Source organism: Corynebacterium lowii (assembly GCF_001412085.1).
In the GTDB taxonomy this organism is placed as follows: Bacteria; Actinomycetota; Actinomycetes; order Mycobacteriales; family Mycobacteriaceae; genus Corynebacterium; species Corynebacterium lowii.
Genome location: NZ_LKEV01000006.1, coordinates 158884 through 171223 on the forward strand (window position 1 = coordinate 158884; position 12340 = coordinate 171223).

The 12340-nt window shown below is 64.7% G+C and carries 10 protein-coding genes; all 10 read right to left on the reverse strand.

The features are described 5' to 3' along the window. Positions 1 to 519: a peptide deformylase gene (gene def / locus Clow_RS09480; protein WP_055178595.1), complete on the reverse strand. Its 519-nt coding sequence runs from the start codon at positions 517 to 519 to the stop codon at positions 1 to 3. Positions 520 to 538: 19 nt separating this feature from the next. Further along, positions 539 to 2596 (reverse strand): primosomal protein N', encoded by a 2058-nt coding sequence (locus Clow_RS09485; RefSeq protein WP_055178597.1) that lies wholly within the window; start codon positions 2594 to 2596, stop codon positions 539 to 541. A gap of 29 nt (positions 2597 to 2625) precedes the next feature. Beyond that, complete coding sequence (gene metK, locus Clow_RS09490; RefSeq protein WP_055178599.1) at positions 2626 to 3849, reverse strand: methionine adenosyltransferase; 1224 nt, start codon at positions 3847 to 3849, stop codon at positions 2626 to 2628. A gap of 57 nt (positions 3850 to 3906) precedes the next feature. Next, the gene (gene coaBC, locus Clow_RS09495; RefSeq protein WP_055178601.1) at positions 3907 to 5157 is read right to left on the reverse strand and encodes a bifunctional phosphopantothenoylcysteine decarboxylase/phosphopantothenate--cysteine ligase CoaBC; all 1251 of its coding nucleotides are present in this window, start codon (positions 5155 to 5157) and stop codon (positions 3907 to 3909) included. A 107-nt stretch (positions 5158 to 5264) separates the two neighbouring features. After that, on the reverse strand, positions 5265 to 5555 hold the full coding sequence (gene rpoZ / locus Clow_RS09500) for a DNA-directed RNA polymerase subunit omega (protein ID WP_018118834.1): 291 nt from the start codon (positions 5553 to 5555) through the stop codon (positions 5265 to 5267). Between the two features lie 60 nt (positions 5556 to 5615). After that, positions 5616 to 6188 (reverse strand): guanylate kinase, encoded by a 573-nt coding sequence (gene gmk, locus Clow_RS09505; RefSeq protein WP_055178604.1) that lies wholly within the window; start codon positions 6186 to 6188, stop codon positions 5616 to 5618. A gap of 3 nt (positions 6189 to 6191) precedes the next feature. Next, positions 6192 to 6515: an integration host factor, actinobacterial type gene (mihF, locus tag Clow_RS09510; RefSeq protein WP_055121827.1), complete on the reverse strand. Its 324-nt coding sequence runs from the start codon at positions 6513 to 6515 to the stop codon at positions 6192 to 6194. Between the two features lie 204 nt (positions 6516 to 6719). Continuing rightward, positions 6720 to 7535: an orotidine-5'-phosphate decarboxylase gene (gene pyrF / locus Clow_RS09515; protein WP_055178606.1), complete on the reverse strand. Its 816-nt coding sequence runs from the start codon at positions 7533 to 7535 to the stop codon at positions 6720 to 6722. Next, entirely contained in the window at positions 7532 to 10873 is a 3342-nt protein-coding gene (gene carB / locus Clow_RS09520; protein WP_055178608.1) for a carbamoyl-phosphate synthase large subunit, read from the reverse strand. The genes pyrF and carB overlap by 4 nt, the downstream gene beginning before the upstream one ends. A 32-nt stretch (positions 10874 to 10905) precedes the next feature. Next, a complete protein-coding gene (carA, locus tag Clow_RS09525) occupies positions 10906 to 12096 on the reverse strand; it encodes a glutamine-hydrolyzing carbamoyl-phosphate synthase small subunit (protein WP_082418633.1) in 1191 nt (396 codons plus the stop codon). Positions 12097 to 12340: the final 244 nt, after the last annotated feature.

The window sequence follows — 12340 nt, forward strand, 5'->3', positions numbered from 1 at the left end:
TTACTTCCTTCCCTCCTGAAACCACGCGGCTGCACGGATCTGCGCCATCGCCTCCTTGCGCTCCTGGGCCTGCGCATGCTTGAGGTAGAGCACCCCGTCCAGGTGGTCCGTCTCGTGCTGAATACAGCGCGCCAGCAGCCCCGAGGCCGTGATCGCCAGCGGATTGCCCTCCATATCGGTGCCGCGCAGCCGCACGCTGCGATAGCGCGGAATGGACAGGGAAATATCGGGAATAGAAAGGCAGCCCTCTATCCCCTCTTCTTTTTCCTCCCCCTCCGGCTCCCACACGGGGTTAATCACGTGCCCGCTCAAACCTCCCGGCACATGCGAGCAATCAAAAACGAATACCCGGCGCAGCACGCCCACCTGATTAGCGGCCAGGCCCACGCCACCGGCGTGCTTCATCGTCTCCGTCATATCCGCCACGAGGGTACGCAGGGAATCGTTGTACTCCGTGAGCTCGCTGGCGCGGGTGCTCAACACCGGATCGCCAAAGAGGCGAATGGGCAAAACAGTCATGGTGCCCCATTGTATCGGCTTAACCGATATGCACAGGGTCCACCCTCACCCGCAGCGGCAAATCCTCGCGCCGAGCAATCCGGGCCACCATCGCCGCCTTCAACGCCGCCCCCAACTCCCCGCGCGGCCCCAAAGGTGTGCGCACCAACACCCGCTGGGCGGGCCCAAAGCGCTCCTCATCGTATTCCCCCGGAATATGCTCGCCCGCGGGCAAATCCACCGGGCCCAGAATATCCGCGTGTTCCGGCAGGCGCGCCTCCTTCAACAGGCTATCGACGCCCGCCGCCGCGCCGTCGATAGCCGCCATGTGCACCGCCGGAGGAAAACGCACCTCGCGGCGTTGCTCCAATTCCCGCGCCGCGGCCCCCGGCATATCCCAGCGGATGAGGTGCTGCACCACCGCGAGACCGGGATCGGCCACCACGACCACCTGGCCGCCCCGGCGGTGCGGCTCCACCAGCGTGGCCACCGCCGCCCACTTGGCCAGGGTCTCCTCCGTGGCACGCAAATCCTGGCGACCCAGCAGCGCCCAAGTATCCAGCAGCACGGCCGCCCCGTAGCGCCCGCCACCGGCTACCCGAGGCTCCGCCCCCGGGGTGGCTACCACCAGGGCCGGGGCGTCGGGCACCTCCCGGTGCAACTGATTGCCCCCTGAAGAAATCACCCGCACCGAGGCAAAGGCGCGGCCCAGTTCCTCCGCCGTGCGCTGATTGCCCAGCACCACCGCGCGCAAGGAGGGGGAACCGCAATGGGTGCAGCGGTGGTGGGTATCGGGGCGTCCGCACCACCGGCAGGTGGGCACCGAGGCCTCTTGAACATGGCCCGTGGGCGCTCCCGTAGATAATCCTCCCGTGGGTAGCCCGACCGGGCCGTTGCAGTGGCGGCAGCGCGCCGGGTTGCGGCACTTTCCACAGGCTAGCGTGGGAATATACCCCTTTCGGGGGGTGTGTACCAGCACCGGACGGCCGGCCTCCAGCCCCTCGCGCAGGGCGCGGAAGGCCACGGCGGGAATACGCGCCGAGCCCGCCCGGGGATCGCGGCTGAGCTCAAAATCGGAATCGGCGGAGGCCTGAATGCGGGGCATGCGCACGCGCAGGGTCTCCCTGCTGGCCGTCAGGCTGTGCGCCCAACCCGATTCAACGAGCAGCTGCGCCTCCGCCGTGCGGGCGTGACCCGCGATGATGAGCGAGGATTCCTCCGAGGCCACCCGGGTGGTGAGCACCTCGCGGGTGTGGGCGTAGGGGGCGCGGGGGTCCACGTGGTTCTCATCGCCATCGAAGAGCACCACCGCCAATTCCAGATTCTCCACCGGGGCGAAGGCCGCCGAGCGGGTACCAATCACCACGCGACCTTGCCCATGCAGGATGGAAAGAAAACGCCGGTAGCGCCCCTGCGGCCCCAGGGAGGCGCCCAAAACCGTGATCTGTTTGGGGCCCATATGCTCCTTGAGGGCGGCCTCTAGGGTGTCCACATCGGCCTGATCCGGGGCCACGATGAGCACCCCGCCACCGCCGAGAGCCACCTTGGCGGCCAGGGCGGCCAGGGCCGCCGCCCAATCGTCCCCGGGGGCGATCTGCCAGGCCACTCGCGCGCGGCGGCGCTCCAGCACTGCGTCCACAAAGGATTCCCCGTGCTCGTAGGCGGACCACGCCGAAAGATCCGGCTCCTGGGCTCGGCCCAGCTCCTCCCAGGGGGTGTTCGTATCGGACTGCTCGGCGCCCGCGTGACGGGCCGGTATGGCCGAGCGAATGAGATCGGAGCGCGTACCGGCATAGCGGGCGCACAGCGAGTCCACCAAGCGGCGGGTGGACTCCGGGTACACCACCTCCGGGGAAATCACCCGCTCGATATAGCGCAGCTGGCCGGGGTGCTGGGTCTCCTCGCTGCGCTCGATGAGCATGGCGTCCACCAAACGCCCGGCAAAGCGAATACGCACCCGCACCCCCGGCTGGGCCTGCTCCGATTGATCCTCGGATACCTGATAATCAAAAAGACGATCTAAATGCGCCAGCCCCAGAAGCGGCAAAACCCGCGCCACCGGCTGCTGAGCAGCGGGAACGCGGGAAGAGGTGGCCATGCTGGCCGATTCTACAACCCCGGCGGGACTCAGAGCCCCGCGGCCTCACGCAGCAGCGACGCCCGCTGGGTGCTCTCCCAGGGAAACTCAACGTCCGTGCGGCCAAAGTGCCCGTAGGCGGCGGTGGGAGCATAGATGGGGCGCAGCAGGTCGAGCTCCCGGATAATCGCGGCCGGGCGCAGATCAAAGACCTCGCTCACGGCGCGCTGAATATCCACGTCGCTCAGCCCCTCCTTGGCGGTGCCGAAGGTCTCCACGTAGAGCCCCACCGGGGTGGCCCGCCCGATGGCATAGGCCACCTGCACCTCGGCGCGGTCGGCCAGGCCCGCCGCCACGATGTTCTTGGCCACCCAGCGCATGGCGTAGGCCCCGGAGCGATCCACCTTGCTCGGGTCCTTGCCGGAGAAGGCGCCGCCGCCGTGGCGAGCCATGCCGCCGTAGGTATCCACGATGATCTTGCGGCCGGTAAGCCCGGCATCGCCCATCGGGCCGCCCAGGGTAAAGGAGCCGGAGGGATTAATGAGCAGCGTCAGATCATCGGTGAGGTAGTTGCCCAAGCCCGCGTCCTGGATCACCCAGTCCAGCACGTGCGGGCGCAGTTGGGTTTCTAGCCAAACGGAATCCACCTCGGGATCGTGCTGGGTGGAAATCACCACGGTATCCAGATAAAGGGGTTTGCCCGCCTCGTCATAGGCAAAGGTCACCTGCGTTTTACCATCCGGGCGCAGGTGGGGAACGATGCCCTCCTTGCGCACCTGGGAGAGGCGTCGAGAAAGCCTATGCGCCAGGGCGATGGGCAGCGGCATGTACTCGGCGGTCTCGTTGCTGGCGTAGCCGAACATCAGGCCCTGGTCACCGGCACCGGCCTGGTCATCGTCCTCGTAGTGGCCCCCCGAGCGCATCTCGTGGGAGGTATCCACCCCGTGCCCAATCTCCGCGGATTGCTCTCCGATGGCGATATTGACCCCGCAGGTGGTGCCGTCAAAGCCCACGTCCGAGGAGGTAAAGCCGATGCGCACGAGGGTGGAGCGCACGAGTGCCGGAATATCGACGTAGCCGGTGGTACGGACCTCCCCCACCACGTGCACCTGTCCGGTGGTCACCAGCGTTTCCACCGCCACGTGGGCATGGGAATCCTCCCTCAAGATGGCGTCCAGGATGGTGTCAGAAACGGCATCGCAGATTTTGTCCGGGTGCCCCTCCGTCACGGATTCGCTGGTAAAAAGCCGCACGGAGCGCGGGGATAGTGCCACGGATTTTTCCTTTGCTACAACGTTGTCGAGATACTTGCTTAGGATAGACCAAGCGGTCTATCCATGTAAAGAGCGCTGGTCTAGGGCGCGGAGCACCTGGCTCAGGTACGCCCCCGCTATCTCGTACTTGCTGCCATCCGGCACCTCGGTCACCTCGGGTTCTCCCTCCCCGGCCCGCAGCAACCAGCCTCGGTTGTGCCGCTCCCCAAAGACCTTCCCCACTCCCACCTCGTTGCACATCAGCAGATCACAGCCCTTGCGCTCCAACTTCGCCAACCCATATTCCAGGGCGGAATGGCGTTCATCGCCCGTCTCTGCGGCAAAACCGGCAATCGCCATGCCCGCTTTCAGCTCTCCGCGCTCGCGCGCCAGCACCGCGGTCCGCAAAATATCGGGGTTTTCCACCAACTTGATGCTGTTCAACGCGGCCTCGTCCTGCCCCTTCTTCATCTTCGCACCGGCCCGGGAGGCGGGGCGGAAGTCCGCTACCGCGGCGGCCATGATGAGGGCGTCGGCCTGCGGGGCGTGTTCGGCCACGGCCTGAGCCATCTCCTCGGTTGAGGTCACGCGCACCACCTGCGCCCCGGCGGGGGTGGGCAGCTCCTCGGTGGCCCCGGCCACCACGCACACGCGAGCCCCGCGCTGCGCCGCCACCTCCGCCAGGGCAAAACCCTGCCTACCCGAGGAACGATTACCCAGGTAACGCACCGGATCGAGATTTTCCTGGGTGCCCCCGGCCGTGATGAGCACGCTCTTGCCCTCCCAATCGCGCGGCAGCTTCTGCCCCGCGATGACCATGCGCGCCAGGTCCGCGATCTGTTCCGGTTCCAGCAATCTCCCCGGCCCACTATCGACGCCCGTGAGCCTCCCCGAGGCAGGTTCTAATACCGTGACCCCACGGCTGCGCAGGGTATGAACGTTGGCCTGGGTGGCGGGGTTAAGCCACATCTCCGTGTGCATGGCGGGGGCCACGATCACCGGGCAGGTGGCCACCAAGACGGTGGCGCTGAGCAGATCATCCGCCCGGCCCGCCGCCAGACGCGCGAGGAGATCGGCGGTGGCCGGGGCGATCACCACGGCGTCGGCCTCCTGGCCCAGGCGCACGTGCTGTACCTCGTCCACCCCCTCAAAGACGCTGGTGCTCACCGAATTGCCGGAAAGAGCCTCGAAGGTGGCCGCCCCAATGAAGTTCAGGGCGCTCGGGGTGGGAATCACCCGAACCTCGTCTCCGGCTTCTTTAAAGTTCCGCACGAGGTGGCAGGCCTTATAGGCCGCGATTCCCCCCGCCACACCCACGATTACCTTCACCTGCCGGCTCCTTTTCTTTCCTGCTTGCTCTGCCGCTTCGACCTTACTGATCGCATACGAAAAGCCGCCACCCAGAGCGGGTAGCGGCCTCATTGATCGGAGCGGACCTAGCGGCCTTCCTCGTGCTCCAAGAGATCGCCGTCAATCTCACGCAGCGCGATGGACAGCGGCTTTTCACCGGCTTCCGGGGTAACGAGCGGGCCGATGAACTCAAACACACCCTCGTCGGCCTGCTGATAGTAGCTGTTGATCTGGCGCGCACGCTTGGCGGCAAAGATCACGAGGGCATACTTCGAGGAGACCTTTTCCAAAAGGCGGTCAATCGGCGGGTCCGTAATGCCCACCGGCGGATCAAACACCGGTTGCTTCTTCTCGGTCTCGTTACTCACGTTTGTCACTTGCACCTTATTCTTCGGTAGAGAAACTTCCTGGCCGCGCCATAAGAACGCAGCCGCGCACTACTCGCCCCGCAGGATACCACCGATGGAGGCCACAGCGGTATCAACGTCATCGTTGACCACCACTCGATCGAACTCTTCCTTGGCTGCCAATTCCTCACGCGCCGTATCCAAGCGGCGAGCAATGACATCCTCTGGCTCCGTTCCCCTTCCCGTGAGGCGCTCTACGAGCACCTCCCAGGAGGGCGGGGCTAGGAAAACCGTGGTGGCCTCCGGCATCATGGCCTTGACGTTGCGGGCTCCTTCGAGATCCACCTCAACGAGCACGGGCCGCCCCTCAGAGAGGGCCTGATGCACCGGAGCTGCCGGGGTACCGGAGCGTTGCAGGCCGCCATGAATCTCGGCCCATTCCAGCATCTCTCCCTTATCAATGCGCTCCTGAAAGACCTCCGGGGTGACATAAAAATAATCCACCCCGTCCACCTCACCCGGGCGCGGGTTACGGGTGGTCATGGAGACGCTAAAGTACAGATCGCTGATGCTCCGGCGGAGGCGATGAACCACCGTGGACTTTCCCACGGCAGACGGGCCAGCCAGCACTACCAGCCGACCCCGGGGGTTCTCGCCAGCCATGAATTATTCCTCGGTGTAACCGAAGCGATCCAGCAGAGCACGGCGCTGACGCTCGCCCAGACCGCGCAGACGGCGCGTGGGGGCGATCTCCAGCTCTTCCATGATTTCCTTGGCCTTGACCTTGCCCACCTTCGGCAGCGCCTCAAGAAGCGCAGATACCTTGGTCTTACCCACGATCTCATCGTCCTGGGCCTTATCCAGAACTTCCTTCAGGGTCATGTCACCGCGCTTGAGCTTCTCCTTGAGCTCAGCACGGGCCTTGCGAGCCTCGGCAGCCTTAGCAAGGGCTTCCTTGCGCTGCTCGTCAGTCAACTTCGGAAGGGCCACGGGGTTCCTCCAGTTCGTTTTGTTTTTTCTTTATTCGGCGGTGCGCCTGGAATGGCATCGCTACTTCACGCCGATGTTCGCTCAGTGTAACACCGCCAAGAGCACGCTACCGCAATCAGTGCAGGGCAGAAGGCCTATCTGACCAGGAGCCCAAGCGCAGCTCCCACTAAAATAGCAGGAAAAGCGGGCCTGGCCTCATAGCGGTCACCTTTTTAGCTCATCGGCAAAGGAAGCAGCGGCTTTACGCAGCTTAGCTACCCCAGGCCCCGCGCTCAGTACCGCGCGGGAAACATTAGGATAAGCCAAGTCTGTTCGGTCGCCCATGATCTGTGCCACGTCGTTCGCACTACCGCCCTGCGCACCCACTCCGGGCAGCAAAACGGGGCCGTTGAGGAGGTGGCAATCCGGGGCCTGCTCCACGGTTGCCCCCACCACCACGCCGAGGTTGCCGAGGCCCGAATGGGTGGCATTGCGGCGGGCCACCTCATCGACGATCTGCTGAGCGATGCTGCGCCCGTCGACGCCCCGGTGGCCCTGTAGCTCGCGGGCCTCCGGGTTAGAGGTGGCCGCGAGCACAAACACACCCCTGCCCTTTTCTTCCGCAAGAGCAAAGACGGGTTCTAGGGACCCCACGCCGAGATAGGGCGATACCGTCACAGCATCGCTGCATAGCGGGGAGGCGTCGTCAAGCCAGGCGGCGGCATAACCGGCCATCGTGGAGCCAATATCGCCCCGCTTGGCATCGGCCACCACCAGCGCACCACCGGCGCGCAGGCCGGCGATGGTTTCTTCCAGCACGGCAAAGCCCGCCGAGCCAAAACGCTCATAGAAGGCCACCTGGGGCTTGACCAGCGAGGCCGTGGTGGCAAAGGCCTCCACGCAACGGCGGGAAAACTCCGCCAGGCCTGCAATATCATCTCCCAAGCCCCACGATTCTAAGAGGCTCGAATGAGGATCAATCCCCACGCAGAGATTTCCCCGCTCGGCGCTCAGGCGCGCTAATTGCTCGCCAAAGGTCACTGATTCACCGCCTTAGCAGCCGTGGTGTGCTCTAGTTCTTGGAGGGCGCGCACGGCGAAGCCCTCGCCGCGCAGGGCCTCAATGCCCTGCACCGCGGCGGTCACACCCTGGACGGTAGTCACCGCGGGAACACCCACGCTCACCGCCGAGGCACGAATGTCGTAGCCGTCGTGGCGAGCGCCCGAGGAGCCCGCGGGCGTGTTGAGGATGAGGTCTACTTCCCCAGCCCGAATCCGATCCAGGATGGATACCCCCTCGGCACCGGCGCGCACATCCGACCCCTTGAGCACCTCCTCGCACTCGATGCCATTGCGGCGCAGCATGCTGGCGGTACCGGCGGTGGCCAGGATCTTAAAGCCCAGGGAGGCCAGGCGTTGAATGGGGAAGATCAGGGTGCGCTTATCGTGGTTAGCCACGGAAACGAACACCGTGCCTTCGGTAGGCAGGCCGCCAAAGGCGGCGGACTCGGCCTTGGCGTAGGCGGCACCGAAGTTGGTAGCCACGCCCATCACCTCGCCGGTGGACTTCATCTCCGGACTCAGCAGGGTATCGAGCATGGTGCCGTCGGGGCGTCGGAAGCGGTTGAAGGGCAGCACCGCCTCCTTAACGGCGATGGGGGCATCCATCGGCAGCGAACCGCCGTCATAAGTGGTAGGAATCATGCCCTCGGCGCGCAGTTCCTCCAGGGTGGCCCCCATCATGATCCGGGAGGCGGCCTTGGCCAAGTGCACGCCGGTGGCCTTGGAAACGAAGGGCACCGTGCGCGAGGCGCGCGGATTGGCCTCGATGACGTAGAGAACATCGTCCTTGAGCGCGTACTGCACGTTCATCAGGCCCTTGACGCCGATGCCGCGGGCCAGGGCCGCCGTGGAGCGGCGCACGTTCTCAATATCCTCCGGCCCCAGGGTCATGGGCGGCAGCGCGCAGGCGGAATCACCGGAGTGAATACCGGCCTCCTCGATGTGCTCCATCACGCCGGCCAGGTACACCTCCTCTCCATCGGAGAGGGCGTCCACGTCAATCTCGATGGCATTATCCAGGAAGCGATCCACCAGCACCGGGTGATCGGCGGTGAGCTCCGTGGCCCGCTCGATATACCCCTGCAAGGAGGCCTCGTCGTAGACGATCTCCATGCCGCGCCCGCCCAGCACGTAGGAGGGGCGCACCAGCACCGGATAGCCAATGCCGGCGGCCACGTCCCGGGCCTCGCTAAACGACGTCGCGGTGCCGAAGGCCGGGGCAGGCAACTGCGCGCGGCGCAGCACCTCACCGAACTCGCCGCGATCCTCGGCCAGGTTGATGGACTCCGGCGTGGTGCCCACCACCGGAACACCGGCGGCCTCCAGGCGCTCGGCCAGGCCCAGCGGGGTCTGGCCGCCCAACTGCACGATGACCCCGGCCACGGTGCCGGATTGCGACTCCGCGTGATAGACCTCCATGACGTCCTCAAAGGTCAGCGGCTCGAAGTAGAGGCGATCGGCGGTGTCGTAGTCGGTGGAGACGGTCTCCGGGTTGCAATTGACCATTACCGTCTCATAGCCCACCCGGGAAAGCTCCAGGGCCGCGTGCACGCAGGAGTAATCGAACTCGATGCCCTGGCCGATGCGGTTCGGCCCCGAGCCTAGGATGATGACCTTTTCCTTCTCCCGCTGCTCGCGCACCTCGGACTCGGCGGCCGGGTCCAGCTCATAGGCGGAGTAGTGATACGGGGTGCGGGCCTCGAACTCGGCGGCGCAGGTATCCACCGTCTTGAATACCGGGCGGATTCCCAGCGACCAGCGCAGGCGGCGCACGCCCTCTTCCCCGGCGAACTCGGGGCGCAGCACGGCGATCTGGGCGTCGGAAAGGCCAAACACCTTGGCCCGGCGCAGCAGGTCCTCGGTGAGCACCTGGGCCTCCATAAGCTCGGTGCGGAAGGCCACCAGTTGCTCCAACTCCGCCAGGAACCAGGGGTCAATGCCGGAGGCCTCGTAGACCTCCTCCACGCTGGCACCCCAACGCAGGGCCAACTCGGCGTCGTACATGCGGCCCTCGGTGGGGCGCTTGAGGTCCTCCAAGACCTCCGCCACAGAACCGAACTCGGGATCGGGGGCCGTCCAGAAACCGGCCTGCTTCTGCTCCAGGGAGCGCATGACCTTGTTCAGGCCCGCAATGTAGTTGCGCCCAATACCCATCGCCTCACCCACGGACTTCATGGTGGTGGTCAGGGTGTCATCGGAGCCCACGAACTTCTCAAAGGCAAAGCGCGGGGCCTTGACGATCACGTAATCCAGGGTGGGCTCGAAGGCCGCGGGGGTCACCCCCGTGATGTCATTGGTGATCTCATCGAGGGTATAGCCGATAGCCAGCTTGGCCGCGATCTTGGCGATCGGGAAACCCGTGGCCTTGGAGGCCAGGGCCGAGGAGCGCGAAACGCGCGGGTTCATCTCGATAGTGATGAGGCGGCCATCGCGCGGGTTGAGGGCAAACTGAATATTGCAGCCGCCGGTATCCACGCCCACCTCGCGGATGATGGCAATGCCTTGATCGCGCATCTTCTGATACTCGCGGTCGGTGAGCGTCATAGCCGGGGCCACCGTCACGGAATCGCCGGTGTGCACGCCCAGGGCGTCCACGTTCTCGATGGAGGCGATCACCACCACGTTATCGTCCCCATCGCGCATGAGCTCCAGCTCATATTCCTTCCAGCCAAGAATGGACTCCTCGATGAGCACATTGGCCTCTGGGGAGGCGGCCAGGCCGCCTCCAGCGATGCGTTCCAGATCGGCCTCATCATAGGCCAGGCCGGAACCCAGGCCACCCATCGTGAAGCTGGGACGCACCACCACCGGCAGGCCCAGCTCGGCCACCGTCTCGTGCACCTCCTCCATGCTGTGACACACGCGGGAACGCGCGGACTCGCCGCCGATGGAAGCCACGATGTCCTTGAACTTCTGGCGATCCTCACCGCGCTCAATGGCCTCAATATCCGCGCCGATGAGTTCCACACCGTACTTATCCAGGATTCCCTGGCGGTCGAGCTGAATCGCGGCGTTGAGCGCCGTTTGACCACCGAGAGTCGCCAGCACCGCGTCGATGGGGTGGCCCTGAGCGGCCTCCTTGGCAAAGATCTTGTCGATGTACTCCGGGGTGATGGGCTCCACGTAGGTGTGATCGGCAAACTCCGGATCCGTCATAATCGTGGCCGGATTGGAGTTGATGAGGGTAACCCGCAGGCCCTCCTCCTTGAGCACGCGGCAGGCCTGGGTGCCTGAGTAATCGAACTCGCAGGCCTGTCCAATCACAATGGGGCCGGAGCCGATAACCAGGACGTGATTAATGTCGTTGCGCTTGGGCATGAGATTCCTTAATTTACCTTCCTGGTGCGGCTTTACTTGTGGGCGTCCATGAGATCAATGAACTGGTCAAAGAGCGGGTTCGCATCGCGGGGGCCAGCGGCGGCCTCCGGGTGATACTGCACCGAATAAGCCAGGCCGCTTTCCAGGGCCACGCCCTCCACCACGTCATCGTTGAGGCACACGTGGGTCACCTTGGCCGGGCCGAAGTCCGTATCAAAGCTCTCCCCCGCCTTGCCCTTGAGGGCAAAGCCGTGGTTTTGGGAGGTGATGTCGATTTTCCCCGTGGTCACGTTCAGCACCGGCACGTTGATACCCCGGTGACCAAACTTCATCTTGTAGGTCTCCATGCCCAGGGCACGGCCCAGAATCTGGTTACCAAAGCAGATACCAAAGAAAGGAATCTTGCGTCCCAGCACCTCGCGCACCACGGCCACCATGTCATCGGCCGTGGCGGGGTCGCCCGGGCCATTGGACACGAATACGCCGTCCGGGTTGTACTGCTCAATATCCGCCCAGGTGGAGGTGGAGGGCACCACCACGGTGCGCACCCCGCGGGCGGCGAAATTACGCGGGGTATTGGTCTTAATGCCCATGTCAAAGGCCACCACCGTGTAGCGGTGCTCCCCCTCCGGCTCCACCACGTAGGGCTCGGTGGTGCTCACCTGGGCGGAAAGATCGGCCCCAGCCATCGAATCCTGGGCGGCCACAATTTGCACTAGCTCCTCCACCGGACGCGCGGCCTCCTCTCCGGAGAAAATGCCCGCGGCCACAGAGCCTTGGTCGCGCAGGTGACGCACCAGGGTGCGGGTATCCACGCCGCGGATACCCACCACGCCCTGCTTCTTCATCTCTTCGTCCAGGCTGCGCTTGGCGCGCCAGTTGGATACCCGCGCAGAGAGGTCACGGATCACCAGCCCGGCCACCCAGATGCCGTTATCGCGGGACTCATCGTCCTCATCGTTCCAGCCGGTATTGCCGATCTGCGGGGCCGTGGCCACCACGATCTGACGATGATAGGAAGGATCGGTCATCGTCTCCTGATAGCCGGTCATGCCGGTGGTGAATACGGCCTCACCCAGGGTGGAACCCACCGCACCCAGGCTGTGTCCGTGGAAGGAGCGACCGTCGGCAAGCACCAAAACGGCGGGAATCGGGGGCGTAGACGTCACTGTATCGACCTTTCGGTTAGGCGTGCTGGGCTGCTTGAATGTGGGATTATTCATCTGCCTTGTCCCCCATATGCTAACCCTCCCCCGTGATATACCGCTGCTACCTGGCAGCCGGTGTCCTGGTGCGCGACGCGCGCGACGACACTGCGTGTGATCGCCTCACTCATCGTGACCTCCTTTCCCGCCTCTCTGTGCGGCCCTTAAAGGATGTCCATTGATTAACCGTGACTCTCAAATCAATTGAGGATCGCAGCAAGCATAGCACCGCCACTTAGCTACAGTGGTGTAAAGACCGCTC